The organism is Streptomyces mangrovisoli (genome assembly GCF_000974985.2).
GTDB lineage: Bacteria > Actinomycetota > Actinomycetes > Streptomycetales > Streptomycetaceae > Streptomyces > Streptomyces mangrovisoli.
The window spans coordinates 65,023-85,395 of record NZ_LAVA02000067.1 but is presented as its reverse complement, the minus strand read 5'-3'; the positions used below and the strand labels follow the sequence as shown (position 1 = coordinate 85,395).

General features: G+C 71.3%; 13 protein-coding genes and 3 pseudogenes. 10 read left to right on the top strand and 6 right to left on the bottom strand.

Annotation, left to right across the window (positions count from 1 at the left end; all coding sequences use genetic code 11):
* Nucleotides 1–1,491, top strand: a 1,491-nt coding sequence (locus tag WN71_RS40180) for a tetratricopeptide repeat protein (protein WP_143074880.1), incomplete at its 5' end; no start/stop codon positions are given.
* A gap of 217 nt (nt 1,492–1,708) precedes the next feature.
* Here WN71_RS40180 and WN71_RS26285 read toward each other — a convergent pair.
* Both WN71_RS26285 and WN71_RS26280 read right to left on the bottom strand, forming a co-directional pair.
* Entirely contained in the window at nt 1,709–2,065 is a 357-nt protein-coding gene (locus tag WN71_RS26285) for a hypothetical protein (RefSeq protein ID WP_046592059.1), read from the bottom strand.
* Between the two features lie 98 nt (nt 2,066–2,163).
* Nucleotides 2,164–2,508, bottom strand: a pseudogene (locus WN71_RS26280) (aldo/keto reductase); the annotation flags it as partial.
* 190 nt (nt 2,509–2,698) lie between these two features.
* On the opposite strand from WN71_RS26280, the gene istA reads away from it, so the two are divergent.
* The 3 genes and pseudogenes from istA to WN71_RS26260 all read left to right on the top strand — a co-directional run bounded on the left by istA (nt 2,699) and on the right by WN71_RS26260 (nt 5,234).
* Entirely contained in the window at nt 2,699–4,297 is a 1,599-nt protein-coding gene (gene istA, locus WN71_RS26275; RefSeq protein WP_046592058.1) for an IS21 family transposase, read from the top strand.
* Nucleotides 4,294–4,845 (top strand): annotated as a pseudogene (locus tag WN71_RS43270) (ATP-binding protein). The gene istA and the pseudogene WN71_RS43270 overlap by 4 nt, the downstream one beginning before the upstream one ends.
* Before the next feature lie 47 nt (nt 4,846–4,892).
* The gene (locus WN71_RS26260; RefSeq protein ID WP_046592056.1) at nt 4,893–5,234 is read left to right on the top strand and encodes a hypothetical protein; all 342 of its coding nucleotides are present in this window, start codon (nt 4,893–4,895) and stop codon (nt 5,232–5,234) included.
* Between the two features lie 280 nt (nt 5,235–5,514).
* Here the strand turns inward: WN71_RS26260 and WN71_RS26255 are convergent, their stop codons facing one another.
* Nucleotides 5,515–6,192 carry a cyclase family protein gene (locus tag WN71_RS26255; RefSeq protein ID WP_240529768.1) on the bottom strand — a complete coding sequence of 226 codons (678 nt, stop codon included), beginning with the start codon at nt 6,190–6,192 and terminating at the stop codon, nt 5,515–5,517.
* Nucleotides 6,189–7,714: pseudogene (locus WN71_RS26250) on the bottom strand (purine-cytosine permease family protein). The gene WN71_RS26255 and the pseudogene WN71_RS26250 overlap by 4 nt, the downstream one beginning before the upstream one ends.
* A 293-nt stretch (nt 7,715–8,007) precedes the next feature.
* Here WN71_RS26250 and WN71_RS40170 point away from each other — a divergent pair.
* Nucleotides 8,008–8,664, top strand: coding sequence for a cation efflux transmembrane domain-containing protein (locus WN71_RS40170; protein ID WP_420856529.1), 657 nt, complete (start codon nt 8,008–8,010; stop codon nt 8,662–8,664).
* A gap of 329 nt (nt 8,665–8,993) precedes the next feature.
* Here the strand turns inward: WN71_RS40170 and WN71_RS40165 are convergent, their stop codons facing one another.
* Nucleotides 8,994–9,437 (bottom strand): DUF3566 domain-containing protein, encoded by a 444-nt coding sequence (locus tag WN71_RS40165; RefSeq protein ID WP_167382960.1) that lies wholly within the window; start codon nt 9,435–9,437, stop codon nt 8,994–8,996.
* 454 nt (nt 9,438–9,891) lie between these two features.
* Between WN71_RS40165 and WN71_RS26240 the strand changes: the two genes are divergently transcribed.
* The 3 genes from WN71_RS26240 to WN71_RS26230 all read left to right on the top strand — a co-directional run bounded on the left by WN71_RS26240 (nt 9,892) and on the right by WN71_RS26230 (nt 13,712).
* Nucleotides 9,892–10,224, top strand: a complete 333-nt coding sequence (locus WN71_RS26240) for a hypothetical protein (protein ID WP_046592055.1) — start codon at nt 9,892–9,894, stop codon at nt 10,222–10,224.
* A 156-nt stretch (nt 10,225–10,380) separates the two neighbouring features.
* Nucleotides 10,381–11,034, top strand: coding sequence for a hypothetical protein (locus WN71_RS26235; RefSeq protein ID WP_046592054.1), 654 nt, complete (start codon nt 10,381–10,383; stop codon nt 11,032–11,034).
* A 218-nt stretch (nt 11,035–11,252) separates the two neighbouring features.
* Nucleotides 11,253–13,712, top strand: a complete 2,460-nt coding sequence (locus tag WN71_RS26230; protein WP_046592053.1) for a SpoIIE family protein phosphatase — start codon at nt 11,253–11,255, stop codon at nt 13,710–13,712.
* A 159-nt stretch (nt 13,713–13,871) separates the two neighbouring features.
* On the opposite strand, the gene WN71_RS26225 is transcribed toward WN71_RS26230, so the two are convergent.
* The gene (locus tag WN71_RS26225; protein WP_107469765.1) at nt 13,872–15,929 is read right to left on the bottom strand and encodes a WD40 repeat domain-containing protein; all 2,058 of its coding nucleotides are present in this window, start codon (nt 15,927–15,929) and stop codon (nt 13,872–13,874) included.
* 271 nt (nt 15,930–16,200) lie between these two features.
* Between WN71_RS26225 and WN71_RS26220 the strand changes: the two genes are divergently transcribed.
* Together WN71_RS26220 and WN71_RS26215 are read left to right on the top strand one after the other, a co-directional pair.
* A complete protein-coding gene (locus WN71_RS26220; RefSeq protein WP_206300147.1) occupies nt 16,201–18,258 on the top strand; it encodes a WD40 repeat domain-containing protein in 2,058 nt (685 codons plus the stop codon).
* A gap of 65 nt (nt 18,259–18,323) precedes the next feature.
* On the top strand, nt 18,324–20,348 hold the full coding sequence (locus tag WN71_RS26215) for an outer membrane protein assembly factor BamB family protein (protein ID WP_167382959.1): 2,025 nt from the start codon (nt 18,324–18,326) through the stop codon (nt 20,346–20,348).
* Nucleotides 20,349–20,373: the final 25 nt, after the last annotated feature.

The following is a 20,373-nucleotide window of genomic DNA, read 5'->3' as shown; positions in this document are numbered from 1 at the left end:
CAGCGTGTCCACCACTCAGGGGGAGGCTCCACCCACCCCGACGAACTCAACAGCCTCGCCGACGCGGCCGACATCAGGCACCGCCTGCAATGGGCCCATCACCTCCGACACCGCGCCGCCGAACACGGCAGCGCCCGTGCCATGGTGCGCGCGGCGTTGGGTCGCGAGGAGCGTGGTGACCCTCAAGGTGCGGAAACCCTGGCCCAACAGGCCGCGGCCAACGGCGACACCCGCGCCTTGGTGCGCCTGGCCGAGCGGCGGGAAAGGTCTGGGGAGCATGACCGCGCCGAAACCCTGGCACGGCAAGCCGCCGAGCACGGCAACGCCGACGCGCTGGTCCACCTGGCCCTGAGCCGGGAGGCCGCCGGGAACAGAGAGGGTGCGGCAGACCTCTACCGACAAGCCGCCGACCACGGCGACACCCGCGCCCTGGTCCACCTCACCGTGAACCGCGAGACCGCCGGAGACCGTCAAGCGGCTGAAGAGCTGGCACGCTGCGCGTCCGGCCTCGGCGAGGCCGGCGCGCTGGTCCGGCTGTCCGAGATGCGGGCAGAGGCCGGGGAACGGCAGAGCCCCGAGGCCCTTGCACGCCAGGCCGCGGAACACGGCAAGCCCGACGCCCTCGCCCGACTGTCCGAGATCTGGGAGGCCGCCGGGGAACAGGAGGGCGCCGAAGACCTTGCCCGCGAGGCCGCTCAACACGGCGACACCGATGCCCTGTACCGCATGGCCGTCAACCGCGAGGCTGCCGGGGACCGCCACGGCGCTCAAACCCTCTACCAAGAAGCCGTCCGCCACGGCGATCCGTACGCCCTGGTTCGTCTGGCCCAGCTCCGGGAGGAGACCGGCGACCGCAAAGGAGCCGAAGCCCTCTACCAGCAGGCCCTCGAACACGGCGACACCCGCGCCCTGGTCCGCCTGGCCGAGAGCCGCGGCGAGGCCGGAGATCGGCAAGGCGCTGAAAGCCTGGCACGACAGGCCCTCGAGCACGGCGACTCCCGCGCCCTGTACCGCCTGGCGGTGAACCGCGAGGAGGCCGGGGACCGTGGCGACGCAGAGGACCTGGCACGGCAAGCCGCCGACCACGGCGACACCCGAGCCCTCTACCGGCTGGCTGAAATGCGGGCAGCGGCCGGGGACCGCGAAGGCTCCGAAAGCCTCTACCGACAGGCCGCGGAGCATGGCAACACCGACGCGATGGTTTCTCTGGCGGTGCACCGGGAGGAGGCCGGGGACCGCCGAGGCGCGGAAGACCTGTATCTGCAGGCCTACGCGCACGGCAACACCCGCGCTCTGGTCCACCTCGTCCTCTGCCGGGAAGCCGACGGAGACAGCCAAGGCGTCGAGTCCTTGGCACGGCGAGCCGCCGACCACGGCGACACCCGTGCCATGTCGCGGCTCGCCGCGATCAGGAGAGTCTTCAAGGAGCTGTGGCAGTACGGACTGGACCCGGACGGTACACCGACGCCTCGCTGGTGGAGCGACTCCTGACACCCCGTACAGGACCGTCTCGTCACCGAACCGCACAGCCCCAGGGCGTGTCAGCCTGCATCGACAGCAGTCTGGTAGGCGCGTTCGGCGCCCCTCAGGCCCCTGGACTTCCTTCCCCGTCCGAGCCATGTCGGTGGGGGTGCCTTCCTGCTGACGACTGCCGCAAGCCGCAGGTGGCGTGCGCCCTGGCCCAGGGCCCGGGGAGCACGTCCAGGACTCAGGCCGCGTCCAGCTCGCGTCGCCAGGGCCATGCGGCGGCGACCACGACAGCGGAGCCCAGCAGGCCGTAGCCGGTGAGGAGCACGCCGGTCTTGTAGTAGTGGCCGCGTTGCTGATCCTGGTAGTTGAGCTGCTGGATGCGGGTCCGAGTGCCGTAGGAGAGGTTCGTCCTGTAGGAGTAGACGTCGCAGACGTCCTTCTCGCTCATCGGGCCGGACCGCTCCTCGCTCTCGTCGTCCACCATCATTCCCGGGCACTGCGCGCCGTCCGGCACCCACGCTCCCCGGGCTATCAGGAACAGACCGACGACGACCGGCACGATGAACAGGGCGAGAAGGGCTCTGCGAAACCTCATCCACGGACTCTATGGGCTCGCGCGAGGGCCGGGCCGACCGGCGTCAGCCGACCGAACCTGCCGGCCATACACCGCTCGAGATCTCTCCAAGGCACGCCCTAGCGGCCGATCTTGTCGAGCTCGGCGAGGTCTTCGGCGGAGAGCGTGAGCCCGGCGCCGAGGATGCTCTCGCGCAGGTGCGCGACCGAGGAGGTGCCGGGGATCAGCAGGATGTTCGGCGAGCGCTGCAACAGCCAGGCCGGTGCGACCGACATCGCGGCCGTCTCCAACCGGGTGGCCACGGCGGTGAGCGCCGAGGACTGCAGCGGGGTGAAGCCGCCGAGCGGGAAGAAGGGCACGTAGGCGATGCCCGCCTCGGCGAGCTCGTCGATCAGCTCGTCGTCACGACGGTGCGCGAGGTTGTACATGTTCTGCACGGACACGATCGGGGAGATGGTGTCGGCGATCAAGTTTTTCCCCATCTTGGGTGGTTTGACGATCACGTAATTCCTCATCCCGAATTCTCCTAATTGGCCATGGGTACGGCGGAGTTCGGGATCGAGGGACCTGGTCATCGCGGAGCTCGCGGTGGGCGGCCCTCGGCCCGGGTCGGAAGGCCGACGGTCTGCCCGGATGGCAAGGAGAACGTTCGTCGTGGTTGACATCACCGAGATCTACGTCCACTGGTACGCGGGCCGCTCCAAGAGCGAACTGGCCGCGTCTCTGGGGCTGGATCGCAAGACGATCAGGAAGTACCTGGCGCCGGCGGAGGCGTCCGGAATGACCCCGGGCGGGCCGCCCATGAGCGAGGCGGACTGGGCCAAGCTGAGCAGGGCCTGGTTCCCAAGCCTGGTGAACTCCCGGCTGCGGCAGATCACCTGGGCCGACATCGACCAACACCGCGACTACATCGAGAGCCTCCTCGGCACGGTGACGGTCACCACGATCCACCAGCGACTGCGGGACGAACACAAGCTCGACGTGTCGATCTCCTCGTTCCGCCGCTGGGTCCATGCCACACTGCCCGACGAGTCGATGAGATCGCAGGTCACCGTTCTGCGCGACGACATCGAACCTGGCGAGGAGGCCCAGATCGACTACGGCTTCCTCGGGCAGTGGATCAATCCGCGCACCGGCACCCGCCACCGGGTCTGGGCCTTCGTGATGGTGCTGCCCTGCTCGCGGCACATGTTCGTCCGCCCAGTCCTTACCCTCGACCAGCACGCATGGACCGAAGCGCACGTCGCGGCCTTCCGCTACTTCGGCGGGGCCCCGCGCCGGCTCGTGCCGGACAACCTGAAGACCGGCGTCGACAAGCCCGACCTATGCGACCCCAAAATCAACAAGGCATACGCCGAACTCGCCACCCATTACGGGGCGTTGGTGGACCCAGCCCGCGCACTCCGCCCGAAGGACAAGCCGCGGGTCGAGCGCCCGATGCCCTACATCCGCGACTCGTTCTGGCGTGGGAGGGAGTTCACCTCGATCGAGCACATGCAGGCCGAGGCCGTCACCTGGGATCGTGAAGTCGCAGGGCGGAGGCCGTGCCGGCCGCTGGGCGGGGCCGCCCCGCTGGCGGTGTTCGAGGCCCTGGAGGGGTGCTCGCTGCTGCCGCTGCCGCCGACCCCGTTCGTGTTGGCCCGCTGGTCCACGGCGACCGTGGGCCCGGACATTCACATCAAGGTCGGCCGCACCCTTTACTCGGTGCCCTGGAAGCTCATCGGCCGCAAGGTCGACGTCCGCTCCACCGACACGATGGTCCAGGTCTTCCTCGACGGCGACCTCGTCAAGACCCACGCGGCCCTTGAACAGGGAAAACGCACCGACAAGAGCGACTACCCGCCGGAGAAGATCGCCTTCCAGATGCGCACACCGATCTGGTGCCGCACCCAGGCATCCGAGGTGGGGGACGCCTGCCGGGAGGTGATCGACCAGCTGCTGGAGGTCAACGCGCTCTACCGGCTCCGCGCTGCCCAGGGGATCCTCGGACTGCGGAAGAAGTACGGCGACACCCGCCTGGAAGCGGCCTGTTCGAAGGCGATCTCGGTCGGAGACCCGTCCTACCGCACGGTCAAGGGCATCCTGATCGCCGGCACCGAGACCGACCCCGAACCCGAAACCACCGGCGACGCGGGCGCCGCGGCCTTCCTCCACGGGCCCCAGCAGCTGTTCGCCTCCGTCGCACCACCCGTCCCGGCGGACGAGCTCCGCCGGGACCAGGTCCACGCCGAAGGTGAAGGGGACGCCCGATGAGCGTGATGGACACGGCCCTGCGAGAGTCGCTCAAGTCGCTTCGGCTGTCGGGCATGCTGGAGACTCTCGACGCCCGCCTGGCCCAGGCCCATGGCGGCGAACTCGGACACCTGGACTTCCTCCAGGTCCTCTGCCAGGACGAGATCACCCGCCGCGAGACCGTCGCCTTCCAGCGGCGGCTGCAGCGAGCGAGGTTCGAGCAGCAGGTCACCCTGGAGGAGTTCGACTTCACCGCCTCCTCCAAGCTCCCCGCGGCCCAGATCCGCGACCTGGGGCCCTGCGTTGGCTCCACGCGGGCGAGTCCGTAATTCTGTTCGGGCCGGTCGGGGTCGGAAAGACACACATCGCGCAAGCGCTCGGTCATCTCGCGGTCCGCCAGGGCGCCCAGTGACTGGTATCCGCTTTTCCCGAACCCCGTCGTCGCCGAGTCCCTATTGGACCGGCTGATCAACACCAGTCACCAGGTGATCATGAACGGACCCAGCTACCGCCCCAACAAGCGCCCCAAGAACCCGACCGAGAAGCCTGCCAAGCCCGCCGTCGCCTAGATCGAGCTGCCGCCGATGGTGTCAGCCCGGGATGAGATCGTTCCCGCATGACTGACACCGACGACGCAGTATCCGATGCCGAGCAGGCCGTCATCGCGCGTTACCAACTGGCCAATGACGGCTTCGGCGAGCCGCACCAGCGGACCACCGTCCGCCAGGCCCAAGAGTGCTTGACCAAGGCCATCAACCAGGCCGGCGTCGGTGAGTTCGACGGCAACGAGTTCGGAGGTGGCCAGGTCGCTCTCTACGCCTACGGCCCTGACGCCGATGCCCTCTACAGCGTGATGGCACCAGTCCTGCACGAGCTCCCTTTCCGCCCAGCGCACGTGACTCTGCGCTACGGATCAGCAGCCGATCCATCGACGCCCGAACGTCGCCTGGACCTCTGAACGAGCGAACCGCCTGTCCCCGACGAAGCGGGGTCCTGGGGAATTACGTGAACTTACCCCTGGGGAATATCGCGAACGTCCACAGATGGACGATGTGCTCGCCAACCGCGCGGACTACGACACCCGCTTCGCCTGAATTTCTCACTCCGCTTCATGGCGGCTCGGGCGGGCTTCGGCCACGCGTCGGTGGAGCCGGGTTACCGGTGCCGGGAACACGACGAAGGCCCGCCGCACGGGGGTGCGGCGGGCCCTGGTGTCCGTCAGGAGCGGGAACGGAGTGTCATACGGTGTCGGCGGGCGGGGCCGGTTCCGTGACGCGGGCCACGGCGCGGACCGGGGCTCCGTCCGCTCCGGGCAGGCTCAGGGGGAACAGGCTGACGTGCACGCCGTGACCTGCCTGCTGGGCGTCGAGGACCTCGCCCAGGTTGGTGAGGTTCTCCGAGATGACGGCGCCCGCCGTGCACAGCACCCGGTGGGCGGGGAAGTCCTCAGCGGGCGTGGGATCGACGCTGAGCGCGTCGATGCCGACGGTCCGCACCCCGCGGGCGACCAGGAGGACCGCCGCCGCCTCGGTGAGGTAGGGGTGTTCGAGGTAGGAGTCGGTACCCCAGTGGGCGGACCAGCCGGTGGCGATCAGCACCATGCACCCGTCGGGTACGTCCGCGAACGCCTCGGCACCGATGGGCGTGCGCGGGGCGAGACCGCGGGCGTCGACGACGTGGGCCGGGCCGTCGAACCGCTCCAGCGGCAGCTGGTCGAGCGTCAGGAGGGCGTCGTCGATGTGCGAGGGGGCGTCGACATGGGTTCCGGACTGGGATCCCATGTCGAGGTGCAGGACGTTGATGCCGTCCCGCTCCATGGTGAGGGCGGGCCCGATGCGCACCTGCGGATCGCCGGGGTAGACCGGCATCCCGGTGGCCAGCGGCACGGAGAGGTCGATCAGGCGCACGGCGGTCACACCCCCACCGGGTCGGCCTCGCGCACGGCGGTGCCGTCGGCCTCGGTGATGGGCGGGACCGCGGCGTCGGAGGCGCGGACCAGGCGCGGGCCCTCGGGGCCGAAGACGGCGCGCGGCTCGGGGAAGATCCACAGCAGCGCGAGGTAGACGACCGCGGCCAGGCCGAGCCCGACGAGCAGGGAGATGTCCACTCCGCCGGCGGAGTCGCCGAGCGGCCCGACGAACTGGCCCGGCAGGTTGACGAACAGGACCGCGACCAGGGCGGAGGCCAGCCAGGCGGCCATGCCGCGCCAGTTCCAGCCGTGCGTGAACCAGTACCGTCCGCCCTTCTGGCGGCGGTTGAAGACCTGCAGCGAGTCGGGGTCGTACCACCCTCGGCGGGTGACGTAGCCCAACGTCATGATGATCATCCAGGGAGCCGTGCACACGATGATCAGTGTCGCGAAGGTGGAGATGGACTGCGACAGGTTGGCGGCGAAACGGCCCAGGAAGATGAAGCCGATCGACAACACGCCCACCAGCACGGTCGCCTGCACACGGCTGAACTTCGGGAAGACGCTGGCGAAGTCGAGGCCGGTGCCGTAGAGCGAGGTGGTGCCGGTGGACATGCCGCCGATCAGGGCGAGCAGGCAGACCGGCACGAAGTACCAGGACGGCGAGACGGCCAGCAGACCGCCGACGTAGTCGGGCGCGCTCGGGTCGAGAAAGCCGCCCGCCTTCGCGGCGATGATGGACGCGGTGGCCAGGCCGAAGAAGAACGGCAGGATCGTCGCGATCTGGGAGAGGAAGGCCGCGCCCATGACCCGGCGGCGCGGGGTGTCCGCGGGGATGTAGCGGGCCCAGTCGCCCAGGAACGCGCCGAAGGAGACCGGATTCGACAGCACGATCAGCGCGGAGCCGATGAACGCGGGCCAGAACCCCGGCGTGCTCAGCGACTGGAAGCTGCCCTGGTACCCCGCATCGAAGTCGCCGGCGAAGGCGAAGAATCCGAGGACGAACAGCAGGGACGCGGTCGCAACCGCGATCTTGTTCACGAACAGCATGAAGCGGAAGCCGTAGATGCACACCGCCAGCACCAGCACGGCGAACAGGGCGTACGCCACCGCGTAGACGCCCTCGCCGGTCGGCAGGTGGAACATCCGGTGCGCGCCGCCGACCAGCGCGTCGCCGGAGGACCACACCGAGATGGAGAAGAACGCGACCGCGGTCAGCAGGGAGAGGAAGGAGCCGACGACCCGGCCGTGGACACCCAGGTGCGCCGAGGACGACACGGAGTTGTTGGTGCCGTTGAGCGGACCGAACACCGCGAGCGGCGCCAGGATGAGCGCGCCGGCCACGAGCCCGAGCCCGGTGGCGGCCAGACCCTGCCAGAACGACAGCCCGAACAGGATCGGGAAGGCGCCGAGCACGCAGGTGGCGAAGGTGTTGGCGCCGCCGAAGGCGACCCGGAAGAGTCGAACGGCGTGGCGGTGCGATCGGCGTCCGGGATCCGCTCGACGCCGTACTGCTCGATCTCGGTCAGCGCGGGAGGCTCGTGCTGACCGGTCTCGGTCGGCGCGGAAAGCTCGCGCTGCTCGACGTCGGTCGGCGCGGGAGGCTCGATCTGCTCTCCGGGCGGGCTGCTGGTCATCGCTGCTGCTGGCAGGGGTGAGGGCGGTGAGGGGAACAGGGTGATCGGGTCGTGGGCGGTGCGGACGGGGACGTTCGCCTCCGGGTGAAGCGGGCTGCCCCGTCCCGCCGCAAGATCCGTTCGGGGAGATGCTTCAGTCTGCGAATTGTTGACGGTCATGACAATTGTGGGCGGGATGAAGAGGCATGATCCGTTTATGTGCCAGCCCACAAAGCCCCGGTCCGGCCCGCGGGTCCTGTGTGTGCCCCATGAGGCGCGACGTCGGGCTGCGTTGTGGTCCGGAGCCTGCGCCGTGCGCGCACGAGGGCGCGATGTTCGCCCGATATGAACACCCAGGGTGCGCTTGGTCCGGAGCGATGTCCGTCCGCGGAGATCGGTCCTGCCGGTCCTGTAGGGGATGCCCGAGTGGGTTCCCCGAGCTGTCCGTGGGCCGATGGCTCCACGTCCACCGTCGTCGTCGCGGCGGCCGCCGACTTCGGTGTCGCGCTCGCCACGGCCGTCGTGGGTGTGCTCAGCAGTTCCAGCGCGATGCCGGCCGAAGCGGGCACTCGGTCGCCGACACCATCAACGAGGCGCCGCTGTTCGTGGCCCTCAAGCGCAGCAAGAAGCCGGCGGGCGAGGACCACCCGCTCGGGTACGGAGCCGAGCGATACGTCTGGGCGCTGCTCGCGTCGGTCCCCACTTGCGTCGGCGGTGGGGTCTTCGCCCTCTACGACGGAATCCACTCGCCGAGCAGGGCAAGCGCCCGGGCGATCCCTTGGTCTCCTCAATCGCGCCGGCCGTCGCCATCGTCTTTGACAAGCTCTCCCTTCGCACGGCGAGACAGCCACACGCAGGAGTGAACGAACCGGACCCGGCCACCACCATCACACGACAACAGGGCCTGCTGCTGCTCGCTGGATTCGACAACCGCGAGCTACCAACAGGCCCTGCTTCCATGCCCCCGCATCGATCAACTCACCTGGCCAAGAGACCCGTCCGAACCCTCACGACCACGCGAGCGGATTGAGGATGGACAGCCCGACGCTCCCGGACTGCTGCGCCTGGAAGGCTGCGACCCGGCCGCGCACCGAGAAGTCTGAAGCGCGGTCAGGACACGCCGTGGAGCCAAAGAGTCGGGTCAGATGCTCTGCACCGTGGTCCCCGAACAGCCCTGGCGCCGCGCGCCGGGTCATGGTCCGTCGAGGTCCGGCGCCGACGTGCGGGGTTCGCCGCCGTCCGTGTCACCGGCGGACGCCGGGACAGGCTTCGCGCCGCGCAGGCGCTCCCGTGCGCGGGCCTGCAGCCGCCTGGCGAGGCCGAGCGCCTCGGTCACCGGCGCGGGATCGGTGAGGTCGTCCGTCAGGTCCACTTGGACGCCGCCGCTGAACCGGGCTGTGTAGTTGTACGCGAGGCCGCACAAGCACGCCATGGCCGTGCCCAGGAAGACCTCCATCGCGATGACCACGGTGGCGATGAGCAGCGAATCCGGCAGCGACGGCCATGCGCCCGGGGCCGCGACCGCCAGGATCACCGACGCGATCAGCACGGTGCCCAGGACGCATATGCCCAGGCCGGCCAGGAACAGGAAGGCCATCACCGTGAGCGACCAGGGATTGGTCTCGGATATGCGCACGCGGGTTGACCGGTGTGGCGGGGCGTGTGGGGAGACGCGGCCTATGGCCCGTTCCGGTCTCGCCTCGGCGGTTTCCGATGGAGGCTCGGGTTCCACCGCCGCCGTCTGCCGTGCCGCCATCGTGGCCGGCACGATGAGCGGCGATCGTTCACGAGGCGTGGCGGGGGTCCTGTTGCGCTTGGTCTGGCTCATGTCCCACTCCCTGACTCGTCCACTCCTGCGACGTTAGGTGCAGGAGTGCGACCGCGCACACCTGGACGGTTACGTTGAGTGATGACCGGCCGCCGGCGCCCTCCCCCAGCACCTCGGGCCGGGAGATGCCGATCCGGCCGTCCGCCGGGCGTCGGGCGCCTGCGCCGCCCGGCGACGAAGCACGACGGGCGGCCCCGAGGCGGTGTGGCCTCGTCCGGCCGCGCCCCTGCCGTGGGCCGTTCGATCGTGCGAGGCTCTCGTCATGGCACATGACGGCGCGGTGATCCTGTCCGATCTGTTCGATCCCGAACCGGAGGTGTGGGGTCTGCGGGGCGACCCGTACGCCTGGCGGGCCCTGCGCGACCACCTGGCCGACGCGGGCGCCACGGCGTCGGCCGACGAGGCGCCCGGCCTGCTGCGGACGGCCTTCGAGGACGTCGTGGGCGTCGACCTCGACACCGACACGCGCTCGCAGGTGTACCGGGAGCAGTACGCCCACGGCGGCATGTCCAGCGGTCACGTCTGTCTGCAGACCTGGCGGGACCGGCTCATGCCCTTGCTCGTGGAACGCGCGAGGCGGCCGTCGGCCGGGTGAGGGCGTCGCCCGTACCCGCCCCGGAGCCGGTGAGCCCGGCCCGCCCTCGCCGCTCGCACCCGTCCGGATCATCGGGCGCGCGCTGAAGACCGCACGGGCGGCACAGTGGTGAGGCAGCGCCCCAGAACATCGCATCGCTTCGTCCCAGGAGGCCTCGTGCACGACAAGCCGCTTCTCAAGAGCGCCGGCGACCTGCTGCGCCGACGGCACGGCTCGTCGCACGCGCGGCCGTCAGGACCGGACCGGTTCGGGCTGGACAGCCTGCTGGTAGGCGGCTTCACCGCCGGCACCCTCACGCCGGACGACGAGGCGCGGCTCGCCGAGGAGGTCGCCGCCGCGCTGCCCCATCAGTGGGATCTGCCCACCAAGGCGATCGAACAGCTCAGCTCGGTCGTCGACCATCTGGGCGGGCAGAAGGAACTGATGCGGTGGCTCGACGACCACCCGGGAAAGCCCCGGCGCATGGCGCGGATCTACGTGCTCATGGGCAATCTGGACCAGTACAGCGACGATGCCGCCGTCGTGGACGCGGTGCGGCGCGCGAGGGAGCAGACCCCGTTCCCGGACGGCCTGCGCGGGTACCTGAGCCCGGCCACCACGGACGGGACTCTGGCCGAACTTGCGTCGCGGATCGAGGGCCTGCTCAGCGAGGGACACGACGACGAGGCGACCGCCCTGGCACTGGCCACCACCGACTGGTTGCAGCACGCGGCACGCGACGTTCCGGACGCCGGCGCCGAGTTGCACGAGGTGGGCGACCTCATGGGGCATCTGCACCAGGACATCAGCGAGCCCGACCCCCGCCCCTGACCCGACGGTGCGGAGCGCGCCGCGGTATGCGCGCTCCCAGCGAGGACCGGCACCGCCCTTGAGCGCGGGCCCTTCCACCGTCGGCGGGTCCGCCGCCAGAGAGGGCATCTGCCTCCTGCCGTCGGACGCCTGTCGCGGAGCGGTTGCCCGCGCCCAGCTGACGGACGAAGCTGAAATCTGCACACATACCGCCCGACACAGGAGATCATGACCGGACCATGGGTTTGCCCGGTGACGCTAGCTTCCTGAAGGCGCAGCCGTCCGAGGCCCGATTCGTCCTCGACTCGCGGGGGCTCGTGACGCAGTGGAGCCCCTCCGCCGAGCGCCTGCTGGGATACGCCGCAGACCAGGCCGTCGGCCGGCACATCGCCTCGATACTGGATCCACAGCCGCCGTCCGGCCCCCGTACCGACGCTGCGGAGGACCTCGTCGCACGGCACAGCGACGGCCGCCCGGTGCCGGTCCGCGCCGCGGTGCGGCTGCTGACCGGCAGCGGAGACGGCCTGCACTGGGCCGTCCGGCTGACTCAAGCCGCGGGCACCCAGACCCGGCAGGTCCCGCCGACAAAGGCGGACGCGGCCCCGGACGAACTCGACGCCGCCCTGCTGCGTGCGCTGCTCACCGATTCCCCGCTGGGTCTCCAGGTCATCGACGCGGATCTGCGGATCGCCCGGCTGAACGTCTCCGGACCGGGCGTGCGGGGAGCCGTGGGCGAGGAGGCCGTGGGCCGGCCCATCCGCGACGTGGCGCCCGGGCTGGTCGACGACGCGATCGAACAGCGCATCCGTCATGTGCTCGCACACGGGCAGCCGGTCATCGCGCTCCGCCACGTCGGCCGCCCGCCCACCGACCCCCACCACGACCACGTCTACACGGTCACCCTGCTCCCGCTCAGGGCCGAGAACCAGGACATCCTCGGCGTCCTCGTCGCCTCCCAGGACGTGACCGAGCAGGAGCGCGCAAACGCCCGCCTGGACCTGGTGGTGGAGGCGGGCACCCGCATCGGAACCACCCTCGACGTGACCGCCACGGCGGAGGAACTCGCGGCCGTCGTGGTGCCCGCCCTCGCCGACATCGCCACGGTCGACGTCCTCGAGGACGTACTGCACGGCGAGGCGTTCCCGCCGGGACCGCTCAACGCCCAGGTACCGATGCGGCGCGTCGCCTTCGCCACCGCGCACCGGCGCGACACACCGCCCGCCTGGAACCCCGGCGAGCGGGTGCGCTACCTGCTGCCCTCCTTCGTCACCAGCCTCACCGAGCTGCGCCCCGTCCTGGTACCGCACCTGCACCAGCAGGAGCTGCCGGGAGACGACCCCAGGTCCGCCCTCATCCGTGCGGATGGCGCCCACTCCCTGATGGTCCTGCCGCTGGCTTGCCGCGGTGTCGTGCTCGGCCTGGCCAGTTTCTACCGGTTGCAGAACCCCGGCCCCTATCAGGAGAGCGATCTCCGCCTGGCCGGCGAGGTGTGTGCCCGGGCCGCCCTGGCCATCGACAACGCCCGCCAGTACACGCGTGAACGCGACGCCGCCCTGACGCTGCAACGCACCTTTCTGCCCCGGTCGCTCCCCCCGCAGAACGCCGTGGAGGTCGCCTGGCGCCACGACCCGGCGACGGGACGCAGACCAGGCGACTGGTTCGACGTCATCCCGGTGTCCGGAGCGCGCGTGGCGCTGGTCGCCGGCCGGACGGCGGGCCAGGGCATCGGGGCGGCAGCCGCGATGGGCCAGCTACGCATGACGATCAGCACGCTCGCCGCACAGGATTTCGCCCCCGACGAACTCCTGGGCCGGCTGCACGACATGGTGACCGCGCAGACCGGACAGCCGGCCACCGAGGCCGACCCGGCCACAGGACCGGGGCCGGGGCCGATGCAGGGCGCCACCTGCACGTACGCCGTCTACGACCCGCTCTCACGACGCTGCACCGTGGCGCTGGCCGGACAGCTGCCGCCCGTCATCGTCGACCCGCACGGCACGGTGACGATCCCCGACGCCCCCCAGGGGCCCGCCCTGGGAACCGGGCACCCGCCGTATCGGACGTTCACGATGACCCTGCCCGAGGCCAGCACGCTCGTGCTCTGCACCACCAGCCCCACAGGACCCGGTCACGGCGTCTGCCTGACCGCCGCCGCGGTACGGGAGGCACTCGGCGGCGACCCGCAACGCCCCCTGGACGCGGCCTGCGCCGCCCTCGCCGAGGCACACCACTCCGACGACGCGGGTTTCCTCGTCCTGCTGGCCCGTACCCGGTCGCTCGCCGCGGACCGGAGTGCCGTCATGGCTCTTCCCAGCGATCCCGAGGTGGTGGCCACGGCCCGTAGCTGGAGCCTGCGGCAGCTGGCTCTGTGGGGTTTGGAGGAACTCGGCTTCGTCACCGAGCTGATCGTCAGCGAGCTCGTCACGAACACGATCCGCCACGCGGCCGAGCCCATCACCCTCCGCCTCATTCACGACCGGACCCTCATCTGCGAGGTCAGCGACGGCAGCAGCACCGCACCGCACCTGCGCTACGCCTACGAGAGCGACGAGGGCGGCCGCGGCCTGTTCCTCATCGCCCAGCTCGCCCACCGCTGGGGCACCCGCTATTCCGATCGAGGCAAGACCATCTGGACCGAACAGCTCCTCCCCCGCTCCGGCCCTGGGGCCGAGGACGCGACGGGGCTGGACAGCCACTGAACGGCGCTCCGCCGACGGCGGCGTTCGCGCGGTCACCCGTCACCCGTCACCCGTCACCCGTTGCCCGCGGCCGCGGTCCGCAGCGGGCAACGGGTGACGGGCGCAGCCCGCGGCAGCGTCAGGTCCCGCCGATCGAGCCGGCGCCGGACCACAGCGGTGTCAGTGGCGAGGGGTCAGTACCGCGAGGTCCGCGCCGAACCCGACCACCAGCCGTCCATCGGGTGCCATCGTCAGTCCTCCGACACGAGAAGGAAAGGCGTGCGCACCGAGCTGCTGCCCGCTGCTCGCGTCCCACATCCACACAGTGCGACCGGCGCCGGCGACGACGACGGGGCGTCCGTCCAGCGTGCCGGTCGCCCCAGCGCGCACCTCGCCGGCATGTCCCGTCAGCGGGGGTGCCAGCAGTTCGCCCGTGGCCAGGTCCCAGAGATGGACCCCTTCTGCCCCGCAGCTGGTGAGAAGGACGTCGCGGCCTGCGAGCGTCTCCAGGGCCAGGGCGCCCCGTTGGCGCGGCTGCACTCCGATCCACCGGCTCGCGGTCAGGTCCCAGACCCGGCCTTCCCCCGTCACACCGACGAAGCGGTGGTCAACAGTCGCGAAGAACGCGATGGAGGGGCTGGAGTACGCGCTCGTCGACCGACCGTGCAGTTCCTGCCGGGTGGTCAGGTCCCAGACCCGCACGGTCGGATGCCGCTCGCCGCGCGTGAGGAGGGTGGGCCGTCCGTCCGCCGTCCCCACCGTCAGCAGATCCACGCCAGGACCGGCAGTGGTACGGCCGGTCAGGGGCTCGCCGAGTTGTCCGTCACCGCCGAGGTCCCAGATCCGCACTCCGGTGTCCGAGCCGGTGACGATGACGCAACCGCCGTCCACGACCGCCGTGGCGATCGCGGTGACCGAGCCGGTGTGCCCTGTCAGCCGGCTGCCCGTCTCCGTTTCGCCGTCGAGGTCCCAGATCCGGACCGATCCGTCGTCGCCACCGGTGACCGCGAGATGGCGCCCGTCGACCACCGCGGTCGACACTCCCCGGACCGGCGCCTTGTGGCCCGTCAGCGGTGGCCGTGACGGCCGCTGGGTGGACAGATCCCATACTGCGACCGCCCCATGGGCGGATGCGAGGAGGGCTGTGGGGCGGCCGTGCAGCACCCTCACGGCGGCCGTTTCCACGAAGCCGGCCGCGACGGGCTCACCGACCTGTTCGCGGGTGGACAGGTCCCAGACGTGCACCTCGTAGGCGTTGGCGCTGACGGCCATCGGGCACTCGGACGCCGGGTCCGTCACCAGAAAGTGCGCCCTGGCGTTGAGGTCCAGGCTGACGCACTGCCGTGTCTCCCGATCGGGGTCGTCGCCGTCGTCGCCGTCGTCACCGTCGACTTCCGCGGCCCGGTCGTACGACTGGTCCGCGAACTCGGGAGGCTCGTCGGGACGGTCGCCGAGGGTGCAGAACTCCCGTCCCGTGCTCATGTCCCACACGCGGACGGTTTCCTCCCCCGTGATCAGGTCCGTCGCCCCCGGTTCCGGGGAGTGGCTGGTGACAACGACACCGCGGCCGTCCAGAACCGCCGTCGCCAAGGCGGACACGAAACCGGTGCGCAGGGTCACCGGCTCGCTGTGCTGGGAGAGGGCGGCCAGATCCCACACTCTCACCACGTCGTCGACGCAGGCGCCGACCACCACCGGCCGCCCGTCGTCGGCCAGTCCCACGGCCAGGTGTTTCACCCAGGAGTCGGCGCCGGTCGAGCACGTGGCGACCAGGTCTCCCCGCGCCAGGTCCCACACCCGAACGGTGCGGTCGAAGCCGCCGGTGACAGCGACGGGACGTCCCTCCAACACCGTCGTCGCCAGCGTGGTCACGGCATCGGGGTGGGCGGGCACGGCCTGGCCGTACCGGCCGCCGGTGGCCAGGTCCCATGCGTGCAGTGTGCCGTCCCTGCAACCGGCGACGGCAAGAGCGGCGTCGTCCGCGACCACGGTCGCCAGCACGACCACCGCGGCCGGCACCGGCAACGCGTACCGGAGCCGGGAGTCCAGGTCGTTGCCGGTCGCCCACTGCACGACCCAGGGGTCGTCCCGCTCGTGGCGGACTGCGACGCGGGCGATGGCTCTCGCCAGCTCCCGGTTCCCGTACCGGGCGGCATCCAGCGCAAGTACCTGCCGCCGCACCCCCGGACCGGCATCACGGTGCACGTGCCCCGACGCCCGGTACACCGCAGCTGCCACCAGCTCCTGCTGCCCGGCCGGGCGGTCCAGGCTCGCGAGGATCAGCTCGGGGCGCCGTGCACCCGTCAGGGAGGATCGGTCAACCGGCCATCCGCCGCCATGACTTCGCGGCCCTGACCGCTGCTGGGGAGTTCACCGGACACACCTGGCATCGTAACCAGGCCGCCCTCGCCAGCCGCCCGCGTACACACGCCGAAGGCACATCCCTGTCCCGCGGCACCGGACATCGAACCGCCGCTTGATTGTCAGTGTCGCCTGCGAGACTCGTTCCATGATTGCGAAGCTGCCCTTGGACAGCCCTCGTTGGCGTGAACTGCACGGCGTGGAGGTCGAGGAGATGCAGGTGCTCCTTGAGCAGTTCGCCGCCGCGGCCGCCCTCGGGGGCGGCGACGCGTGGCGGCGGAACTGGACGGACCTGGCCGGCCGGCTGGTGGACGACGGAGTCCTCGCCGACGGGGCCTATGCGGCCCTGCCTCATCTTGTCGAGGCAGCAGCGATCCAGCCGCCCGAGCAGACCGTGGGCTTCTGGGTGGACCTCGGATTCATGGTGACCGCCGAGCACCGGCCCCCCGTCCCTGCCGGTCTCGAAGCGGGATTCGGCGCCGCACTGCGGCTGGCCGAGCGGGCGGCCGTCCGAAGCCTCCTCGCCGCCCGCGCTCCCGGGCCGGACTGTGCCCAACTCGCCCTTTCCTGCGCGGCCTTCGCCGGTCACCCGATGGGCGAGGTGCTGTGGCGGTTCCCGGATGACCAAGAAGGCGCCCTGCTGCTGTCGTGTCCCGCGTGCGGAAGCGACACGGAGATCCCCAAGTTCCTCGCCGCCCCGGCACATCCACCCCTTGAGATTCCTCTCCTGCCCGTTGCGGCCGGGGCGCGGCAGGAAGGACATCCCTGGGGAGAGGCCGCCGCGGCGTTGCGGGAGGAAGCACTGGGAGAGGAGTGGGAACCCTTCCTGCGGGTGGCGCGCGACGTCGCGGTGCGGGGCGTGTCCTCCGACACCTCGGGACAGGCCGTCCTGTGCCTGGTCGCCGCGATGGTCGCGGTCAGGGGCACCCCCGAGCCGGCAGCGAGGGACTTGGCCCGCCGACTGATGTCGCTCACCGGGCGCTTTCGCTGCTGGGACTGCGAACGGACGTGGACGATCGCGGACGGCCTGTGGGAGAACCCCGATGCCACTCCCTCCCCGAGTGCTCCGTCCCAGGCATGCACGGACAGCGAGGAGTCGGCTGCCGAAGCACGACCAGCGGCCGCCGAAGGGCCACCAGCCGCAGCCGGGCGAAGCAGCCGGACGGCGACCCGCTTCCACCAGGAAGACAGCAGGGTGGTCGCGGCCGACGGCACACCCTGGGGCCGTATAGCGGTGTTCTCCCCTCCCGCGGCCGGATCGCCCGCGGGGATCGACGCCCTGGCGGTGGTGTCCCGCCCCGGCCGTCCGACCCTCGTGGCCGGCGCCGGAGACCACGGGGTGGTGTGGTTGTGGGACGTGGCCGACGGCCGAATCGCCCAGGACGCGCCGCCAGGGCAACATCCTGACGCCGTCCGCTCGATGACCGCCTTGCTCCTGCCCGGCGGCCGTGCCCTCGTGGCCAGCGGAGGCGACAGCGGCACGATCGCCGTGTGGGACCCCGTCACCGGGCGGCCGGTTCGCGAACCGGCCGGCGACCGACCCGACGGGGTGATCGCGATGTGCCCCGCTGTCCTCCCCGACGGCCGCACCCTGCTCGTCACCGCCACCCCCCGTGGCGCTGTCCGGATGTGGGAACCGGAAAGCGGTGAGTGCGTCGGACGCCTCAACCCCTACGGCAGTCCGATCCGGTCGCTCACCGCCGTCCCGGTCTCCGCCGGCCACACGCTGATCGCCGCCGCGGACACCGCGGGCCGCGTCCATGTGTGGGATCCGGCCGTGGACGACCCCTGGGACCGTGGCGCGGCCGTGCCACCGGACCCGCGCGCACTCGCCGATGCCGACCACCGGGTGGCGGCCGTAGAGGCTGTCCCGACCCCCGATCGAGCCCTGCTGGCCACGGCGGACGGCCTCGGCGCCGTCATGCTGTGGGACCCGGCCACCGGTGCCTCGGTCGGCGATGGTCTGCCCAGCTCCACCGGGACCGCGGGCCCGCCGCTCATCGCCGCCGGCACGGCGGACGACGGCCGCACGATCCTGGTCACCGGCGCCCGGCAGGGACAGCGGCTGCGGGTGTGGGAACCGCAGACCGGCACGGTGCGGCACATCATCCTGGACCTGTCGCTCACCTGCCTGGCAGCCGCCGGTGCGGACCTGATCGTCGGACACAGCCGCGGAGTCCTCAGCCTCCCGCTCACCCGGCGGTGAACGCGTGGAGCCACAACCCCCGCGACGGTGCCGTACAGAGAGGGGAAGAAGTGACTGGTGTCGACGTGAACGACAGAACGCTGTGGAGAGTGCCGGGCGGAGGCGTGCTCTACCGCTCGACGACGATGGCCGACGGCGCCGTCTACGCCCTGGACGAGGACTTCGACCTGGTGGCGATCGACGCGGACACCGGACAACGCCGCTGGACTCTGCTCGACGACGCCGGGATCGCCACCTCGCCGGTGGCCGACGGCGGCGCCGTGTACTTCTCCGACACCGTCGGCGCTCTGACGGCGGTGGACGCCGCCACCGGCCAGGTGCGGTGGAAGTGGCGGGCGCGCCGCTCCAAGATGTCCACGCCGGCGGTGGCCGACCACGTCGTGTACTCCGTCGCGCACAACGGCCAGTTGTGGGCGGTGGACGGGCTCACCGGCCGGCCCCTCTGGAACGTCAAGGTGGCGGACCACCGCACAGCGGACAACCCGCCGCCGGCCGTGTCCGCGGGGGTCCTCTACGCGGCCGTCGGAGGACGGCTGCTGGCCCTGGACTGCGCCACCGGGAGCAGGCGATGGGACGTGCACCCCGCCGGAGGCGTACGGCAGACGCCGACGGTGACCGGCGACGGCGTGTATGTCGGCAACGACGACGGCTTGGTCGCGTTGGACACGGCGACGGGCCGGGAACACTGGCGGCTGTCCACCGAGGGTGCGGTGTGGGCGAGCCCCGCGGTGGGCGAGGGCATCGCGGTCGCCGGTGTCGAGGGCTGGTTCCTGATCGCGGTGGACACCGGGACCGGTCAGGAGCGGTGGCGGGTGAAGACCCGCGGTGAGATCCACGCGACGCCCGCGATCGCCGACGGCACGGTGTACGCGGGCAGCCACGACGGGCGCCTGTGGGCGGTGGACGCGGCCACCGGCACGACGCACTGGAAGGTCAGAACCACCGAGCCCGTGCACTCGACACCCCTGGTGAGCGGCGGCACGGTGTACGTCGACAGCCTCGACGAACACCTCTACGCCATACGAGCCCATCGGCAGGGTGACGCACCCGCCGAGGACCGCCGCGCCGCACCCGCCGCACCGGCGCCGACGATTCCCGCTCACGCACCGGGACCCGCTCCGGCCAGCGGCACCGTGCGCTGGCGGGTGCGGGTCGCGGGCGCGCGGGACTTCACGGTGGCTGTCGCCGACGGCGTCGTGTACCAGCCCGGCAACCGTGACCTGCTGGCGTTGGACGCCGCCACCGGCGAGGAACGGTGGCGGCTGACGTCCGCTCTCCCGTTCCACTCGTCGCCGGTGGTCGCCGACGCCACTGTGTACGTCCGTAACGGGAAACACCTGTGGGCCGTGGAGACGGGCAGCGGCCGCGTGCGTTGGAGGCGAGCCGCCGACTATGCGGGAGACAGCCGGGCGGCGGTTGCCGACGGCACAGTGTTCCTGAGCGTGGGCGACGCGATCTGGGCCGTGGACGCGGCCACCGGCCGCAGGCGGTGGAAGCAGCGGCTCAGACCGCGCTACCCGCGCTCCTACGAGGAGTTGACGTCCCCCGCGGTGGCCGACGGCCGGGTCTACGTCTCCGTCCCCCGCGACTGCCTGTGGGCTCTGGACGCCGCCACGGGAAGCAGGCTGTGGCAGGTGGAGACGGACGCCTCACCCGGCGCGGCACCGGTGGTGGCCGACGGCACCGTCTACGTCGGCCGTGGCCACGGCCTCGTCGCGCTGGACGCCGTCAGCGGCGAACAGCGGTGGCGGCGGCCTTTCGGCAGTCCGACGTGGTCCACGCCCGCGGTCGTCGACGGGACCGTCTTCATGGGCAGCAACGGCTGGTACCTGTGGGCCGTGGACGCGGCCACCGGGGAGGAACGCTGGAAGCAGGAGACGGCCGCCGCCGGAGAGTCGTCGGCGGCGGTGGCGGACGGGATCGTGTACATCGGCAGCGAGGACGAGTCGCTCTGGGCGGTGGATGCGGTCACCGGCGAGGAACGCTGGCGCCTGCGCACCGGCGGGGAGGTGGGTGCGACGCCCGTCGTGGCGGACGGGACCGTGTATGTCGGCAGCGAGGACGGATTCCTGTACGCGATTCACTGCTGACCCACCCCGGTGCGCCCGGCCATGG